Genomic DNA, 17,549 nt, shown 5'->3' with positions numbered 1-17,549 from the left:
ATATTATATGTCAGTCATCCAAGAGAAATCATCGAAGGCGGGTGAGAAGGTGAATGATCAATTATTGATCTTATTTTCATTTGTTGAAAGTAGTGCCATTTTAGCCCCATTCCTCTTTATCTTATTCCATTTACTAAGGCAATTTCTATTTATCCCTGTTGCAGTCGTTTGTATGGCAGGAGGAATTCTATTTGGAAGCTTACTCGGAATTGTTTATTCTTTAATAGGGTTACTGCTATTGTCCGCAATCAGCTATGTTTGGCTTAAAAAAATGCCGCGCACCTATGATAAATTCGTAAAGATTAAACAAAAATGGTTCGGGCATCGCGCAAAGCTAACCGTTGGTCAAATCGCTATTTTACGTCTTATTCCATTCATACATTATCAACTTTTAACGATCTGTTTATTAGAAAGAAGCCCGAATTTTCGTGACTACATGAAAGGCTCTGTAATAACTAATATTCCTCTAGTCTTTTTCTACACTGTATTCGGACAATTCATTTCCCGTTTTACACCAGGTATAATAGTGATGATTTTACTTGCACTCTCCATATTGTTTTTTATATTAAGAGAAAAAGTAATTGTCATGAAGTGGCGTGAATTTTTTAATGAAACTTCATGAATATGAAGGAATGCCCGTTAAAGGGCATTTTTATTTTTGACTACACTTGTGAATTTTTCGAGTTATGATTAATGTCAAGTAACAATCTAATGATTTGTTCATTTTGCTCCACTTGTTTTTGGTTAGTTGTTTTTATGGAATGTACCCAAACTAGAAGAAAAATATACAAAATAAGTGGTACAATGCTTAAAAGAATTGCTATTAATACATTCTAACAAGTTCATGTTAAAGAAACCTCCTTTTTCGTTCTATACTTACGATAAAAATAGAAATTAGTTTCAATTTTAAAATTGTTTTCGGGAAACGCGAGAAAAGAAAGAATCGTGAACATTTAGCATAAATAAAATAAAATATTAAAGACAAGGGTAAGGATATTAATAGCAGAATTTTTGTGCATTTTGATTCGTTCTATTATAATAGAGAAGATAAATATTATTAATTCGGAGGTCATGATATTGGCGAAATTAGATGAAACATTAACAATGCTGAAAGACCTGACAGATGCAAAAGGGATTCCAGGAAACGAACGTGAAGTTCATGATGTAATGAAAAAATACATAGAACCATTCGCTGATGAAGTAACTTCCGATGGTTTAGGAAGCTTAATTGCGAAAAAAGTAGGCAATGAAAACGGTCCGAAAATCATGGTAGCTGGCCATTTAGATGAAGTTGGATTCATGGTAACAAAAATTGATGACAAAGGCTTTATTAGCTTTCAAACCGTTGGTGGCTGGTGGTCACAAGTCATGCTTGCCCAACGCGTAACAATTGTCACAAGAAAAGGCGATGTCACAGGTATTATCGGTTCTAAGCCGCCACATGTATTATCAGCTGAAGTGCGTAAAAAGCCATATGAAATCAAAGATATGTTCATTGATATTGGCGCATCCAGTAAGGAAGAAGCGCTTGCCTGGGGCGTATTGCCAGGAGATATGGTTGTACCTTATTTCGAATTTACCGTTATGAATAATGAAAAAATGCTGTTAGCAAAAGCGTGGGATAACCGTATTGGCTGCGCAATTGCGATCGATGTTCTTAAGAACTTGAAAAATGAAAGCCATCCGAATACTGTTTACGGTGTAGGAAATGTACAAGAAGAAGTCGGTCTTCGCGGCGCCAAAACTGCTGCTCATGTGATCAAACCGGATATCGGGTTTGCTGTAGACGTAGGTATCGCCGGCGATACACCAGGAGTTTCCGACAAAGAAGCAATGAGTAAAATGGGTGAAGGTCCGCAAATTATCCTATTTGATGCATCTATGGTATCCCATAAAGGGCTTCGTGATTTTGTCGTTGGTGTTGCGGATGAATTAAATATTCCATATCAATATGAATCCATCCCAGGTGGTGGGACAGATGCAGGTTCCATTCATATAACTGCAAACGGAGTGCCATCACTTGCAATTACGATAGCAACTCGTTATATTCATTCACATGCTGCCATGCTGCATCGTGATGATTATGAAAACGCAGTGAAGCTAATTACAGAAGTAATTAAACGCTTAGATAGTGATACTGTAAATAGAATTACATTTGAGTAAGGAAAGAAAAGCAATTATCAAACACACGACATTTCGCAGTGGAAATCTCGTGTGTTTTTTCTATCAAAATTTTCACATATGGATTAACGTAATGGAGTATAAGGCTTTAAAAGACAATAGGGAGCGGAAATCAGGGTTAGTCGTCTTTTATAAGGGATCAAAAGGACAAGAGTGAGCGGAAAGTGATGTAATCTGTCCTTTATAAGGGTTCAAAAAGACAAGTTGAAGGAGAAAACAAGGAAAGTTGTCCTTTATAAGAGTTCAAAAGGACAAGCTGAAGCAGAAAACAAGGAAAGCTGTCTTTTAAAAGAGTTTAAAAGGACAAGCTGAAGCAGAAAACAAGGAAAGCTGTCCTTTATAAGAGTTTAAAAGGACAAGCTGAAGCAGAAAACAAGGAAAGCTGTCTTTTATAAGAGTTTAAAAGGACAAGTTGAAGCAAAAATCAAGGTCAGTTGTCCTTTAAAAGGGTTCAAAAGGACAAGTTGAAGCAAAAATCAAGGTAATCTGTCCTTTAAAAGGGTTCAAAAGGACAAGTTGAAGCAAAAATCAAGGTAATCTGTCCTTTAAAAGGGTTCAAAAGGACAAGTTGAAGCAGAAAACAAGGAAAGCTGTCCTTTATAAGAGTTTAAAAGGACAAGCTGATGCAGAAATCAAGGTAATCTGTCCTTTAAAAGGGTTCAAAAGGACAAGTTGAAGCAGAAAACAGGGAAAGTTGTCCTTTATAAAGGTTCAAAAGGACAAGCTGATGCAGAAATCAAGGTCAGCTGTCCTTTAAAAGGGTTCAAAAGGACAAGTTGAAGCAGAAAACAGTGTAAGCTGTCCTTTCTAAGGTTCAAAAGGACAAGTGGGAGCAGAAATCAGTGTAAGCTGTCCTTTAAAAGGGTTCAAAAGGACAAGATGGAGTAAAAAGCAAGTCAAGCTGTCCTTTAAAAGTGTTTAAAAGGACAAGATGGAGTAAAAAGCAAGTCAAGCTGTCCTTTAAAAGAGTTTAAAAGGACAAGAGGAGCAAAAAGCAAATCAAGCTGTCCTTTATAAGGGTTCAAAAGGACAAGCTGAAGAAAAAGAATGGTAAGTAGTCCGTTAAAATGGAAGATAACTGTCCAATTCAGAGGATAATTCGGACAGACCAAGCGAGAAACCGCAGAGTCCTGTCCGAATCAAAGGATAATCCGGACAGACCAAACTCGTTTATTGTTTTAATCCTTGTTCTAACGTATCAAGCATCATATTCTGTTCCTGTTGATCTGCATTATTCCAAATTACTTCAAATAAAACGCCTAATCCCGGCAGCATTTTTTCCTCGCCTCTTTGAATCGCGTCAACAATCGTATCCTTTAATTCCGCTTGGGTATTCCCGGAGACATTGTGAATAACGGCATTTCGAAGATTTAAGTTCATGAAGACACACTCCTTTTTAATCTTATCTCTCTTATCATTACACCTAGTAAATTTTCTATGTATGAAAAATAAGTTATAATGGTAGACAAGTAATAATAAGGAGAAAAAACTTGTGAAATATATCCAATCTGTTCAAAATCCGCAAATTAAGCAATGGAAGAAGCTTTTAACCAAAAAAGAACGTGAGAAAACAAATACATATATTCTAGAAGGCTTTCATTTAGTGGAGGAAGCTTTACAGTATAAAGAGGAAGTTTTAGAGATAATCATTAGTGAAGAAGTGGATATCCCTGCAAACTGGGACGTGAGTAATCTATCGATAACTAGAGTTACACCGGAAATAAGCAGAATGATTTCTGATACAGAAACGACTCAAGGTATTTTCGCTATATGTAAAATAAAGAGGACCAAGCTTGATAACTTCTCAGGAAAATCATTTTTATTACTTGATGGTGTTCAAGACCCTGGAAATCTTGGTACTATGATTCGTACGGCAGATGCTGCAGGGATAGATGCTATTATTTTAGGTAAAGGCACCGCAGATATATATAATCCGAAGGTTCTTCGGTCTGCTCAAGGTAGCCACCTTCATGTAGAATTTTTAACGGGAAGTTTGCAGGAATGGATTCCCAAACTTAAAGATGCAAATGTACCAATATACGGTACAGCTCTAGAAAATGGAATTTCGTATAAAGAAGTGCAGCCAGAACCGTCTTTCGCCCTTATTCTAGGTAACGAAGGAAATGGTGTATCTAAAGAAGTGTTATCTTTAACAGATAAAAATCTGTACATCCCAATTTTCGGAAAGAGTGAATCATTGAATGTTGCAGTCGCTGCTGGCATTTTGATGTATTATTTTAAAAATTAGGCGTTACCATATATAAAAAATGACATAATATATCAAAATACATTTGAAAATCATTTCACAAAATACTATAATAAAAACAATTGAATTAAAATGAAAGACAATGATAGGGAAAAGTAGCTTATGAATTTCATGCAGGGAGAAAATGCCTAAGACTGAAAGCATTTTTATGAAAAAATAAGTGAAGTTCACCCCTGGAGTCAGCATCGGGACCGTTTCTTGAAACGTAAAGATGCTTCGGTGAAAAACCGTTATCAAAGTAAGTGAACATAATGTTATTTTATGTTAATTAGGGTGGTACCGCGATGATAACCTCGTCCCTTTGTGGAGACGGGGTTTTTTTATATTTCAGGCAATAATAGTTGTTCAAACCGCCTTGATACGGCGTACACGTTCACTATAATTATTCGCCCAGAAAAAAATTCGTTCCTGTGTACGCACCAAGGCTATAAAACAGATTAATTAATATAGCCATTTTTAATAAAGGAGGAAAAAACATGGAGCAAAAATTAAAAGAGCTTCAAGCAGAGGCTCTACAAAAAATTGAGCAAGCTGAAGATTTAAAAGTACTTAATGATATTCGTGTTGCGTATTTAGGAAAAAAAGGACCGATTACCGAAGTTTTAAGAGGAATGGGTCAACTATCTGCTGAAGAACGACCTAAAATGGGTGCTCTTGCAAATGAAGTGAGAGAAGCAATCAGTGAAAAAATCGAAACAAAGCAAAAAGCATTAGAAGCGGCAGCTGTTGAGAAGCAATTAGCTTCTGAAACAATTGATATCACTCTTCCTGGCCGTCCAGTAAAGATCGGTAACCAACATCCTTTAACAAAGGTGATTGAAGAAATTGAAGATTTGTTTATCGGAATGGGCTATCAAGTGGCAGAAGGTCCTGAGGTAGAAAAGGACTATTATAACTTTGAAGCATTAAATCTGCCGAAAGGACATCCGGCTCGTGATATGCAGGATTCCTTCTATATTACAGAAGAGTTGCTGCTTCGTACTCACACATCTCCTGTGCAAGCTAGAACGATGGAAAAGCATGAAGGTAAAGGACCAGTAAAAATTATTTGCCCTGGTAAAGTATATCGTCGTGATAATGATGACGCGACACACTCTCATCAATTCATGCAAATCGAAGGATTAGTAGTGGATGAAAACATCACAATGGGTGATTTAAAAGGCACTCTTCAAGTGTTTGCGAAGAAAATGTTCGGTGAAGATCGTGAAATCCGCCTACGCCCAAGCTTCTTCCCATTCACAGAACCATCTGTTGAAATGGATATCACTTGCAAGATTTGCGGTGGTGAAGGATGTAATGTATGTAAAGGTACTGGCTGGATTGAAATTTTAGGAGCAGGGATGGTTCATCCAAATGTTCTTGAAATGGCCGGATTTGATTCGAAAAAATATACAGGATTTGCTTTTGGAATGGGACCTGAGCGTATTGCGATGTTAAAGTATGGTATTGATGATATTCGTCATTTCTATACAAATGATATTCGCTTCTTAAAGCAATTTGCTGTTCAGGAGTAAAGGTTCTTTTCTTTATTATTGTTGTTTGTGTAAGGAAAAACTATAAAGTTTCTGATTCTGAGGGTAGATGGATTTCTTATAAAAGAAAAGATGCCCCGAATGAAATCTTATTAGGAAATTAAACAAAATTCGAAGGGCAACAATTAGGTGAAAATCCTAATTATAGTAGGAGGGATATAAATGTTAGTTTCTTATAAATGGCTGCAAGAATATGTAGATTTAACAGGAGTTGAAGCCGGGGACCTTGCGGAAAAAATAACACGCAGCGGTATCGAGGTTGAAGGTGTAGAACAAAAGAGCAAGGGTGTAAGTGGTGTCGTCGTGGGCCATGTATTGGAACGTGAGAAGCACCCAGATGCTGATAAATTAAACGTTTGCCAAGTTGATTTAGGAGAAGGGGAACCAGTACAAATCGTATGTGGTGCACCTAATGTTGCAAAAGGTCAAAAGGTTGCGGTAGCAACAGTTGGTGCTGTTTTACCCGGCAATTTTAAAATCAAACGTTCAAAGCTTCGTGGAGAAGAATCAAACGGGATGATTTGCTCTCTTAAAGAGCTTGGAATCGATGCGAAACTTGCTCCAAAAGAATTTGCGGAAGGAATTTTTGTTTTCCCTGATGATGTGGAAGTTGGAGCTGATGCACTAGCATTATTGAATCTTGATGATGAAGTGCTAGAGTTAGGCTTAACGCCAAACCGATCTGATTGTTTAAGCATGCTTGGTGTAGCTTATGAAACGGGAGCTATTTTAGGGAAAGAAGTAAAGCTTCCAAGCGCCTGCCATGAGCACTCTTCTGAAAAAGCTTCCAATTATATTTCTGTTAAAGTGGAAGCAAAAGAAGAAAATTCACTCTATACAGCAAAAGTGATTAAAAATGTAAAAATTGGTCCATCCCCATTATGGATGCAAACTAGATTAATGTCTGCAGGGATTCGTCCACATAACAATGTGGTAGACATTACAAACTTTATCCTTTTAGAGTATGGTCAGCCATTACATGCATTTGATTATGATCAACTTGGCTCAAAAGAAATCGTAGTCCGCTTAGCACATGAAGGGGAAAAAATCGTCACTCTTGATGATGCCGAAAGAACATTAAAAGCTAACCATCTTGTTATTACCAATGGTAAAGAACCTGTGGCGATGGCAGGTGTAATGGGTGGTGCGAATTCAGAGGTTACTTCTGATACAACTACAGTCTTACTTGAATCCGCATATTTCGACGCTCAAACAGTCCGAAATGCATCAAAAGATCTTGGCTTACGAAGTGAAGCAAGTGCAAGATATGAAAAAGGCATTGATCCAAATCGAGTTCATGCTGCGGCAGAAAGAGCAGCCCAATTAATGGCTAAATATGCTGGTGGTGAAGTTCTTGATGGTACAGTTGAAGTTAATTCTTTAAAAGTGGAACCTGCTGTTGTATCCATTTCACTTGAAAAAATTAATTCTTTCTTAGGAACCTCCATCACAAAAGAAGAAGTGAAGGACATTTTCGATCGCTTGCAATTTGGCGTTGAGGTTGACAATGACACCTTTACTATTACTGTTCCAACACGCCGTGGAGACATTACCATCCAAGAAGATTTAATCGAAGAAGTTGCAAGACTTTATGGATATGATAATTTACCAACAACCTTGCCAACCGGTGCTGCTACTCCAGGTGGGTTAAACGATATTCAAAGAAAACGCCGTACGACTAAAAGATTTTTAGAGGGAGCAGGACTAAACCAAGCGGTTACGTATTCATTGACAAGCTTAGAGAAATCTTCTCAATTTGCCCTTGAAAAGCGCGAACCAATCCGTCTTGCAATGCCGATGAGTGAAGAAAGAAGCTATTTACGTTTAAGCATCGTTCCGCAAGTTTTAGAAGTAGTTTCTTATAATAATGCACGCAAAAATGATTCTATTGCTTTATATGAAATTGGATCTGTATTTCTAAAAACAACAGATAGTGAGCAGCCAGAAGAACATGAACATTTAGCAGGAGCAATCACAGGGCTTTGGTTAAATCATCCATGGCAAGGCGAGAAAAAGCCAGTTGATTTCTATGTTGCAAAAGGTGTTCTTGAAGGATTGTTTGAAGAACTTGGTGTAAGTGATTCCATCTCTTATCAAGCGGCTGCTGTGGAAGGAACGCATCCTGGAAGAACAGCTGAGATTGTCCTTGACGGAAACGTAATTGGATATGTGGGCCAGGTACATCCACAAGTTCAAAAAGACTTGGATTTAAAAGAAACGTATGTATACGAAATCAATATGAAACCAGTTTTTGAACATCAAGTTTCAGCTCTTCAATACAATGCTATTCCACGTTTCCCAGCGATGACACGCGATATCGCACTAGTGGTAGATCGTAAAGTGAATGCCGGTGAGCTAAAAGAAATTATTGAGAACGCAGGCGGCAAATTATTGAAGAATGTATCTATTTTCGATCTATATGAAGGGGAACATATGGAACCAGGCAAAAAATCCATCGCCTTCTCGTTAACTTATATGGATCCGGAAAGAACCTTAACAGATGAAGAAGTGGTAAAAGCACATGATAAAGTTCTTGCAGCGGTGAAAGACAAAGCCGGTGCTGAATTACGAGGATAATAAAAAAACGCAGAACCTTGAATTGGTTCTGCGTTTTGTCTATTAATCCCTACTAATAAACCCAATCAGCCTTAACAACTCTATGAACAAGTTAATAAAGTCTAAGAATAAACTAAGTGCAAGCATTGGAACTGCTTCTTCTGTAAATTCCATGCGCTTCATGCGATTAAAGTCGAACATAATGTAAAGTGAGAAGACAACTGTTCCGATAATGGATGCAACAAAGAGTGCAGTAGAGGAAAACGGTGAAAAGATATTAATCAATCCGATTACCACTAATGCAAGTAGAGCTGTCATTAAAATCCCGCTTAAGAACGATAAATCTTTTTTCGTTTTCGTGCCGACAAAACTCATAACTGCAAAGATAACAAGTGTTGCAGTGAATGCGGATAAAACAACTTTAGCTCCTGATGTCGCTAAGTAATAGGCAACAATCGGATAGGTTGTAATCCCTGAGATAAAAGCAAAGGCGTATAAGAATCCATAGCCTACACTCTTTTTCTTCCTTAAAAGGAATGCGGATAAAATCATGATGAATTCAACAACCATTAATGGCATAAACAATGCTGGTGGTACCATGGTACCGATAAGCATCCCGATTACTGCCATACAAAGTGCAAGCGCAAATGCCTTTAAGACCGATCCCATAAGTTCCCGTTTATTTACACTAGTATATACATCGTACATTATACTCATCTCCTTTATAATCATTTTATTCATTTTATCATATAAATTATACAAGCTAAATCTACAAATTATGATAGGACCCTTATGTTACTCATTTTATAGCGTCTTTCTATACAATTTCTTAAAAGTTTGCTACTCTAAGATTAATAATTATTAAGAATATTCTGTGATAGTAGGGAGAATCATGAATCAGAATGTAAGGAAAAGTTTACCTATGGTCAAATATGATGGTAATTCCTTTGTTGATATGGAGGATGAGGTGGCGATTGAATATCCTCTTACTATTTTTATTGATAATGAGGAGTTTGCTACAATGGTCTGTTCACCGACCAGTTTAGAGGAGCTGGTGATTGGCTTTTTAGCATCCGAAGGTTTGATTCGTACATTCGAAGAAATCGAATCTATGTCAGTAGACGAGGGAAAGGGACTCGTTTATATCAGCCTGAAGGTAAAGCAATCTATTAATAAGGAATTTTATTCAAAGCGATTTATCGGTTCCTGTTGTGGAAAAAGTCGACAATTTTATTTTCATAATGATGCAAGAACAGCGAGAACTGTCTTTAGTAAAACCCAGATTACAAATGAGCAATGTTTTCGTCTTATGAAGCTTATGCAGGAGCAATCCGTTGATTTTCAGCAAACCGGCGGGGTTCATAATGCGGCTCTTTGCAATGTTGAGGGACTACTTTATATTCAAACCGATATAGGTCGTCATAATGCACTTGATAAACTTTATGGGATTTGTTTGAAGGAAAAACTACCTCGTAATGATAAAATAATTTCTTTTAGCGGTAGAGTTTCTTCGGAAGTTTTATTAAAAGTGGCTAAAATGGGAATAGGGATTGTTCTTTCAAAATCAGCGCCAACAACATTGGCTATTGAGCTGGCTAATGATCTAGGGATAACAGTTGTAGGTTTTATTAGAAAAAACCAGTTTAATATTTATTCCCATCCTGAAAGAATAATAGAAGGTAGTTCCGATAATGTGTAAAAAACTTAGTACCATAGTTTAAGCGGACAGAGATTCCGCTATCTGTGACAAAATGGGCATTTTCAAGGGTTAAGCGGACACCAGATCCGTTATTGGCCAAAAAACAGCAGTTTTTCTATGAATTTTTGCAAATAGCGGAACGTGAGTCCTCAAATATGATAAAAAAGCGGTTTTTTAAGCAAATAGCGGAACCTGTGTCCGGTTATTTTCTATAAACATAAGAAAATCACTGTTTTTTGCCAAAAATAACGGAACATGTATATGCGGGACCCAGGAATCAGCTTGTTTTGTCACAGATAAGGGATCTGAAGTCCGCAGAATTCGAATACACACCAATACCGATTATCCGGAATGGGTGAAGGGCGCCGCCTCACAAGAAACTACTTATTCCGCAAAAGTTTTTTTGCTTTCTCCGTATTGGCAAAATGTAGCTTTGTAAAATGATCTAAACAAACTTCCCCTTTAAGCCTAATAAGTTTTGCAGCAGCCTGGTCCACTTGATGACCAGCCCCTTTAGGAATGGTAAAACCAGCCTCCGCACTTAATTCATCCATTGCCTTTACAAAAGCATATCTTGCTAAAATAGAAGCAGCAGCTACGGCAATGTGAATGCTTTCCCCTTTTGTACTGAAAAACATATTCTTTTTACAAATTTCCTTCTGGCCTTGTAAATGGCGGAAATAAGTATTTGCCTCGACAAACTGGTCCACGAGAATGCCTTCTGGTTCTTCAGGTGAAATCTTGTTTAATAAATGAATCAATGCTTGATTGTGCAGGATTGCTTTCATTTTCCCTTGAGACATTCCAGAAGACTGTAATTGATTATATTTTTCATTTTTCAGTTTAAGTAAGCTATATGGAATAACAGAAAGTAAATCCTTTGCAATTTTCATGATTTGTGGATCGGTTAAATCCTTTGAATCTTTAACGCCAAGCTCCTTCAGTAATGGGATTTGCTCCTTTTTGACATATGCACTTACAACGGTTATTGGTCCAAAATAATCTCCAGTTCCAACCTCGTCGGAGCCGATAAAGGACATGGTGGCAATATTTTCTGGAAGAGCGGAACCGGATGTTTTTGCTTTGGAAACACCAGAAGGTTTTGAAGGCTCAGCATTTCCCCACTTAACTGCCTCCAACTCATTATTTTTCCCTTGAAACATGACCTTTCCTGAACGGTACGCGGTAATAGTGCAGTTATTTTCTTTTGCTACAAACAGTCCGCCTTGTGGAACTTTTTCAATAATTGAAGATTGATAATGTGCTTTCATTTTCTCTAATAAAGTTGGTGCTGCTTGAATAATAATATTGGACATTTTGTTCCTCCAAACTCGATATGCCATGGATGTTGATATATAGCCTTATGCATGCACGTGAACGGGCTTTTATTCGGTTCGAATAACTTTAGTGAATGTGTATGCATAAGGCGGATTAGAACTCTATATTTTTAACAGTACTCTCTAAATTAATATTTCTTTCCTAATCGACATGGGTGGACAAATTCTTCCCAAAAATGCTTGGTTCGTGTTATGATAATATCTAGTATTTTAGAAGAAGGCATAATGATGGAATGAATTTGATTCATAGCAATATATTGCTTTTGTAAGGATTGTGAACATCTTTTTGCCACACCTAAAAAGAATAAACATAAAGGAATGAAACTGACATGGTTGATATTGTAATACTATTAATCTTTGTGATCGGTTTTTTTAATGGGTTAAGAAGAGGTTTTATTCTTCAATTAATTCATGTGACAGGCTTTATCATTGCCTTTATTGTTGCATATATGTATTATGCTGATTTTGCAGAAAAATTAAAGCTTTGGATACCGTACCCTTCCTTGCATGAAAATGCTTCGTTTACAATGATCTTTGATGGAATGAATCTCGAACAAGCATATTACAGAGCTATTGCCTTTGCGATCATCTTTTTTGCTGTAAAAATCATCTTGCATATTATTGGTAATATGCTTGACTTTGTTGCTAAATTCCCGGTGATTAAACAATTAAATGTTTGGGCAGGTGGTATTCTGGGATTTATTGAAGTCTACCTACTTGTCTTTATTGTATTATACATTGGGGCCTTAATTCCAATCGAAATTATCCAGCATTGGATCGACAAATCATTTTTAGCCAAGGAAATTATTAAAAATACTCCGATCTTATCCGATCAAGTAAAGCAATGGTGGCTAGAGTATGTAGGATAAAACTTCTCAAAATGAGGAGTTTTTTCTTTTTTTACATTCATTTGCTAGTATATAGTATAGATATGGAGTTGGTAATTAGGATGGGGATGGTGTTAATTCATGAATATAGACAAAAAAGATGTTATCCGGTTATTAGAGCAAATTGCTATTTATTTAGAATTAAAAGGAGAAAACTCCTTTAAAATAGCTGCTTTTCGGAAAGCAGCTGCTTCCTTAACAGCAGAACCGAAAGTATTATCGGAAATTGAGGATTTTACTTTATTGAATGGTATAGGGAAAGGCACTGCTACCGTTATTGAAGAATATATTTCAAGCGGTGCATCGACATTTTTAAAGGAGCTTCAAGAAGAGGTTCCAAAAGGTCTTATTCCCTTATTGCAATTGCAGGGACTTGGCGGGAAAAAGATTGCCCGTTTGTATCAGGAACTAGGTGTGATTGATGTCGAGTCATTACGAGATGCCTGTGAGTCAGGGGAAGTTCAAGCACTAAAGGGATTCGGGAAAAAGACAGAGGAAAAGATTTTGGAGGCAATCGACTCCATTGGCACTAAGCCTGATCGCTTTTCCCTTGCTTATATGCTGAAATATATTGACATAGTCGAAGCAGCACTTAAGGAAATGAAAGGCATCGAAAAATATTCAAGAGCAGGTAGTCTTAGAAGATTACAGGAAACGTTAAAAGATTTAGATTATGTGATTGCAACTACAAATCCAAAGTTAGTAAAGGAACAATTGCTGAGATTAAATGAGGCATCTGAGGCAATCGCCAGCGGTGAAACAAAAGTGTCTATTACCATTTCGGATACGTATGATATCAATATTGATTTTCGTCTTGTGAAACCAGAACAATTTGTTACTGCGCTTCATCATTTTACCGGATCTAAGGATCATAATGTTAAAATGCGCCAGCTTGCAAAAGAGCGCGGAGAGAAGATTAGCGAATACGGTGTGGAAAATCAAGAAACAGGAAATATTCATACCTTTTCATCAGAGCATGAATTTTTCGATCACTTTGGACTTCCTTACATCCCTCCTGAAATTCGGGAAGATGGCAAAGAAGTAACAGAGTTTCATTCTAATATTGAGCTTGTTTCTTTAAATGATATAAAAGGTGACCTCCATATGCATACCACATGGTCAGATGGGACAGCTTCCATAGAGGATATGATTGAAGCATGTCGGAAACAGGGCTATAAATACATGGCGATAACCGACCATTCCCAATATCTTAAAGTAGCAAATGGTCTTACAGTGGAAAGACTTAGAGAGCAAAAAGAAGAAATTAGGCGATTAAATGAAAAATATGATGATATATTAGTATTATCCGGAATTGAAATGGATATTTTACCCGATGGTACATTAGATTATGATGATGAAATATTAGCGGAGATGGATATTGTGATTGCGTCCATACATTCGGGGTTTTCACAGCCCCAATCGAAAATAATTGAACGCTTGAAAACAGCTTTAATGAATCCGCATGTTGATATTATTGCTCATCCAACAGGTCGTAAAATAGGAAGACGGCCAGGTTATGATGTAGATATTGATTTATTAATTGAACTAGCAAAGGAAACGAATACTGTTCTGGAATTGAATGCTAATCCAAACAGACTGGATTTAATGCCTGCTTATGTTCGTAAAGCACAAGAGCAAGGTGTGAAAATCGTGATTAATACTGATGCCCACCATATTGAAAACTTAAATTATATGGATATAGGAGTAGGAACTGCGCGAAAAGGCTGGGTTGAAAAAAATACTGTGTTAAATACACTTGAACCAGAAGAGTTAATCGCATTTCTTAATCGTGGGTAACAGCTACGGCAGGAGGCTGACTTAATGCAAGAAAAAATATTAAAGACATTAGAGTTTAATAAAATTAAGGATTTACTAGGAGAGCATGCATCCTCCACATTAGGGGCTGAAAAAATCCAAGCGTTAAAACCATCTTCTTCCTATGAAGAAGTCTTACGTTTCCAAGCAGAAACAGATGAAGCCGCTAATGCATTACGGTTAAGAGGTCATGCACCGTTAAGTGGGATATATGATATTCGTGCCCATATAAAAAGAGCTGAGATTGGCGGTGTTTTGAATCCAATTGAATTAGTGCAAGCAGCAAGCACGATATTCGCATCTAAAAATATGAAACGATTTATCGAGGGCTTAATCGAAAACGAAGTGGAAGTACCTATTTTAGCAGAGAAGGTTTCGCAAATCGAAGTTTTAACCCCGCTAGAGCATAAGATTAAGCAAGCTATTGATGAAAACGGTGAAATATTAGACTCTGCAAGCGATACATTGAGGCATATTCGCGGGCAGCTTCGCTCAAATGAAACAAGGATACGTGAAAAGCTTGAAAGCTTGATTCGTTCCAAAAATGCTGCGAAAATGCTTTCGGATGCCATCATCACGATACGGAACGACCGTTATGTAATCCCTGTAAAACAAGAATACCGCTCAAACTATGGTGGGATTGTTCATGACCAATCATCATCGGGACAAACACTCTTTATTGAGCCGCAATCTGTTGTAGAATTAAATAATCAATTAAGAGAAATTCATATGAAAGAGATTCAGGAAATCGAACGGATCTTAATGGAATTATCAGCTGAAGTAGCCGAAGCTGCGAACGACTTGATGATTATAGTCGAAGTCCTTGGTGAACTGGATTTTATTTTTGCAAAAGCACGTTACGGCAAAACAATTAAAGGTACTAAGCCGAAAGTAAATAACAATGGCATTATCCATTTGTTTAAAGCAAGACATCCTCTGTTACCAATCGAAGAAGCAGTGACGAATGACATAACACTTGGAAAAGAATATTCAACGATGGTTATTACTGGTCCGAATACAGGTGGGAAAACCATTACTTTAAAAACGATCGGAATATGTACTTTAATGGCACTTGCAGGTTTGCAAATTCCCGCATTAGATGGTTCAGAAATTGCCGTCTTTAAAGAAGTATTTGCAGACATTGGCGATGAACAATCGATTGAACAGAGCTTAAGTACCTTTTCATCCCATATGGTCAATATCGTTGATATATTAAAATATGTTGATCATGAGTCATTAGTATTATTCGATGAGCTTGGAGCGGGTACTGACCCTCAAGAGGGAGCAGCTCTTGCAATTTCCATATTAGACGAGGTGTACCAAAGAGGGGCAAAAGTGGTTGCAACAACCCATTACCCTGAATTAAAGGCTTACGGATATAATCGTGAAGGTGTTATTAATGCAAGTGTGGAATTCGATGTAGAAACACTGAGTCCGACTTATAAATTATTGATTGGTGTTCCAGGTCGAAGCAATGCATTTGAAATCTCCAAACGATTAGGCTTATCTGATTATGTTATTAAATCTGCTCGTGCCCATATAGGGACAGAAAGTAATGAAGTAGAAAATATGATCGCTGCTTTAGAAAATAGCAAGCGTGAGGCAGAACGCGAGCTTTTGAAGGCACAGGATTTTTTAAAGCAATCAGAAAAGCTTCATAATGATTTACAAAAACAAATGAACGAGTTCTATGAGAAACAGGATGTATTATTTGAGAAAGCAGAATTAAAAGCGGCGAAGATAGTAGAAAAAGCTAAAGAAGAAGCAGAGGATGTTATTCGTGATTTGCGTAAAATGCGAATAAATCATCATGCCGAGATAAAAGAACATGAATTAATAGAAGCGCGCAAAAAATTAGAACAAGCAGTTCCTTCTATTGAGAAGTCCGTGATTGCAAAGCCGACCAAGAAAAAACGCATATTAGTCCCAGGCGACGAGGTAAAGGTTCTGAGCTTTAATCAGAAAGGTCAGCTCCTTGAAAAAATTGGGGATAATGAATGGCAAGTTCAAATGGGAATTATGAAGATGAAAGTAAAAGAATCGGATATGGAATTTGTTCAATCTGAAAAGAAAGTGACCCCTAAGCCTCTTGCTACGGTGAAAGGAAAAGATTATCATGTTAGTCTAGAACTTGATCTTCGTGGTGAAAGATTTGAAAATGCTTTACTCAGAGTGGAAAAGTATATAGACGACGCATTATTAGCCGGCTACCCGAGAGTTTCTATTATTCATGGAAAAGGTACTGGTGCCCTTAGATCAGGAGTTCAAGAATATTTGAAACAACATCGCTCTGTAAAACGTATAAGATTAGGAGAGGCCGGGGAAGGCGGCAGCGGGATTACAGTTGTAGAATTTAAATAAGAAAAGCGAAAGCGCCTTGCACATCGGCGTACGGATGAGTGAAATTTGAAGTGTAATTTCACCTGAGTAGTCTTCGACTGAGATAAAGGAAACCGTGCTGAGGTAGTTCACGAGCTATTGAAAATTGAACTACCAATTTCACCTGATGTTGACTTATCGTAGGGAGGAGACGTAGAAATTCGTTAGCCGATAGGCGCTGTAGCTAGACATATAGAAAAGCGAAAGCGCCTTGCTTGCTTTCCATATGTCCTTCCACCTCTAATCTTGATATGAAGGAGTATTTAATTTACATGAAACATTTTTGGGAAAATCATTTTGTACAAACTGCCGGTTATTATAGTGTTGTTATTTTATGTATGATTGTATTTTTAACCATATTTGAAATAGTGACGAAATATAAAAATTGGGAAGAAATAAAAAAAGGAAATATTGCAGTAGCAATGGCAACAGGTGGAAAAATCTTTGGTATTGCGAATATTTTCAGGTATTCGATTCTCAATCATGATTCATTATTTGTGATGATTAAGTGGGGAGTTTATGGATTTATTTTACTATTAATCGGATATTTTATTTATGAATTTTTAACGCCTAAGTTTAAAATAGACGTAGAAATTGAAAATGACAACCGTGCAGTTGGGTTTATTTCCATGATGATTTCAATAGGACTTTCCTTTGTTATTGGAGCCAGTATTTCGTAAGAGGAGAATTTGAATAATGGAGAAATTAGCAAAAGTGTTATTTGTTTTATGTGGCTGCTTTATCCTTATCGGAATTGTATATTTATTTATAAAGTAACTCTGTTTTCGCAATAATTGTTGCTTTTCGTCCTTTGTTATAAATCCTAAGTAGGCTTGGTTTCGGGGCATCTTTTCTTACCAAGTTTATTGATTTTTAACCCAAATAACGTTGTTTTAC

Annotated in this window: 13 protein-coding genes and 1 other annotated feature; of the genes, 10 read left to right on the top strand and 3 right to left on the bottom strand. The window is 37.0% G+C overall.

Annotation, left to right across the window (positions count from 1 at the left end; all coding sequences use genetic code 11):
* Positions 1–49: 49 nt before the first annotated feature.
* Complete coding sequence (locus AC3WJF_RS06150) at positions 50–622, top strand: TVP38/TMEM64 family protein (protein WP_492450343.1); 573 nt, start codon at positions 50–52, stop codon at positions 620–622.
* 455 nt (positions 623–1,077) lie between these two features.
* Complete coding sequence (locus AC3WJF_RS06145) at positions 1,078–2,163, top strand: M42 family metallopeptidase (protein WP_492450341.1); 1,086 nt, start codon at positions 1,078–1,080, stop codon at positions 2,161–2,163.
* A gap of 1,188 nt (positions 2,164–3,351) precedes the next feature.
* On the opposite strand, the gene sspI is transcribed toward AC3WJF_RS06145, so the two are convergent.
* The gene (gene sspI, locus AC3WJF_RS06140) at positions 3,352–3,561 is read right to left on the bottom strand and encodes a small acid-soluble spore protein SspI (RefSeq protein ID WP_492450339.1); all 210 of its coding nucleotides are present in this window, start codon (positions 3,559–3,561) and stop codon (positions 3,352–3,354) included.
* A gap of 112 nt (positions 3,562–3,673) precedes the next feature.
* On the opposite strand from sspI, the gene AC3WJF_RS06135 reads away from it, so the two are divergent.
* The 3 genes from AC3WJF_RS06135 to pheT all read left to right on the top strand — a co-directional run bounded on the left by AC3WJF_RS06135 (position 3,674) and on the right by pheT (position 8,556).
* Positions 3,674–4,429, top strand: coding sequence for a TrmH family RNA methyltransferase (locus tag AC3WJF_RS06135; RefSeq protein WP_492450337.1), 756 nt, complete (start codon positions 3,674–3,676; stop codon positions 4,427–4,429).
* A gap of 91 nt (positions 4,430–4,520) precedes the next feature.
* Positions 4,521–4,751, top strand: a binding site (T-box leader).
* A gap of 172 nt (positions 4,752–4,923) precedes the next feature.
* Positions 4,924–5,961: a phenylalanine--tRNA ligase subunit alpha gene (gene pheS, locus AC3WJF_RS06130; RefSeq protein ID WP_492450335.1), complete on the top strand. Its 1,038-nt coding sequence runs from the start codon at positions 4,924–4,926 to the stop codon at positions 5,959–5,961.
* A 180-nt stretch (positions 5,962–6,141) separates the two neighbouring features.
* Positions 6,142–8,556 carry a phenylalanine--tRNA ligase subunit beta gene (pheT, locus tag AC3WJF_RS06125; RefSeq protein ID WP_492450333.1) on the top strand — a complete coding sequence of 805 codons (2,415 nt, stop codon included), beginning with the start codon at positions 6,142–6,144 and terminating at the stop codon, positions 8,554–8,556.
* A gap of 42 nt (positions 8,557–8,598) precedes the next feature.
* On the opposite strand, the gene AC3WJF_RS06120 is transcribed toward pheT, so the two are convergent.
* Positions 8,599–9,243 carry a Bax inhibitor-1/YccA family protein gene (locus AC3WJF_RS06120; RefSeq protein ID WP_492450331.1) on the bottom strand — a complete coding sequence of 215 codons (645 nt, stop codon included), beginning with the start codon at positions 9,241–9,243 and terminating at the stop codon, positions 8,599–8,601.
* Between the two features lie 184 nt (positions 9,244–9,427).
* Between AC3WJF_RS06120 and fdhD the strand changes: the two genes are divergently transcribed.
* Positions 9,428–10,234, top strand: coding sequence for a formate dehydrogenase accessory sulfurtransferase FdhD (gene fdhD / locus AC3WJF_RS06115; protein WP_492450329.1), 807 nt, complete (start codon positions 9,428–9,430; stop codon positions 10,232–10,234).
* 380 nt (positions 10,235–10,614) lie between these two features.
* On the opposite strand, the gene rnhC is transcribed toward fdhD, so the two are convergent.
* Positions 10,615–11,550, bottom strand: a complete 936-nt coding sequence (gene rnhC, locus AC3WJF_RS06110; protein ID WP_492450327.1) for a ribonuclease HIII — start codon at positions 11,548–11,550, stop codon at positions 10,615–10,617.
* Positions 11,551–11,900: 350 nt separating this feature from the next.
* Here rnhC and AC3WJF_RS06105 point away from each other — a divergent pair, with 350 nt between their 5' ends.
* From AC3WJF_RS06105 to AC3WJF_RS06090, 4 genes are all read left to right on the top strand, one after another.
* Positions 11,901–12,440 (top strand): CvpA family protein, encoded by a 540-nt coding sequence (locus tag AC3WJF_RS06105; RefSeq protein ID WP_492450325.1) that lies wholly within the window; start codon positions 11,901–11,903, stop codon positions 12,438–12,440.
* A 99-nt stretch (positions 12,441–12,539) separates the two neighbouring features.
* A complete protein-coding gene (polX, locus tag AC3WJF_RS06100; protein WP_492450323.1) occupies positions 12,540–14,255 on the top strand; it encodes a DNA polymerase/3'-5' exonuclease PolX in 1,716 nt (571 codons plus the stop codon).
* Between the two features lie 24 nt (positions 14,256–14,279).
* Positions 14,280–16,634, top strand: coding sequence for an endonuclease MutS2 (locus tag AC3WJF_RS06095; protein WP_492450321.1), 2,355 nt, complete (start codon positions 14,280–14,282; stop codon positions 16,632–16,634).
* A 290-nt stretch (positions 16,635–16,924) separates the two neighbouring features.
* Positions 16,925–17,332 carry a DUF350 domain-containing protein gene (locus AC3WJF_RS06090; protein ID WP_492450319.1) on the top strand — a complete coding sequence of 136 codons (408 nt, stop codon included), beginning with the start codon at positions 16,925–16,927 and terminating at the stop codon, positions 17,330–17,332.
* Positions 17,333–17,549: the final 217 nt, after the last annotated feature.

The sequence above is a fragment of the Heyndrickxia sp. FW510-T9 genome (assembly GCF_058781025.1).
This window is presented reverse-complemented; position numbering and strand designations above follow the sequence as displayed.

Coding starts and splice junctions, on each gene's coding strand:
- sspI (WP_492450339.1), bottom strand. CDS start 3,561: ATGAACTTAAATCTTCGAAATGCCGTTATTCACAATGTCTCCGGGAAT.
- pheS (WP_492450335.1), top strand. CDS start 4,924: ATGGAGCAAAAATTAAAAGAGCTTCAAGCAGAGGCTCTACAAAAAATT.
- pheT (WP_492450333.1), top strand. CDS start 6,142: ATGTTAGTTTCTTATAAATGGCTGCAAGAATATGTAGATTTAACAGGA.
- AC3WJF_RS06120 (WP_492450331.1), bottom strand. CDS start 9,243: ATGTACGATGTATATACTAGTGTAAATAAACGGGAACTTATGGGATCG.
- fdhD (WP_492450329.1), top strand. CDS start 9,428: ATGAATCAGAATGTAAGGAAAAGTTTACCTATGGTCAAATATGATGGT.
- rnhC (WP_492450327.1), bottom strand. CDS start 11,550: ATGTCCAATATTATTATTCAAGCAGCACCAACTTTATTAGAGAAAATG.
- AC3WJF_RS06105 (WP_492450325.1), top strand. CDS start 11,901: ATGGTTGATATTGTAATACTATTAATCTTTGTGATCGGTTTTTTTAAT.
- polX (WP_492450323.1), top strand. CDS start 12,540: ATGAATATAGACAAAAAAGATGTTATCCGGTTATTAGAGCAAATTGCT.
- AC3WJF_RS06095 (WP_492450321.1), top strand. CDS start 14,280: ATGCAAGAAAAAATATTAAAGACATTAGAGTTTAATAAAATTAAGGAT.
- AC3WJF_RS06090 (WP_492450319.1), top strand. CDS start 16,925: ATGAAACATTTTTGGGAAAATCATTTTGTACAAACTGCCGGTTATTAT.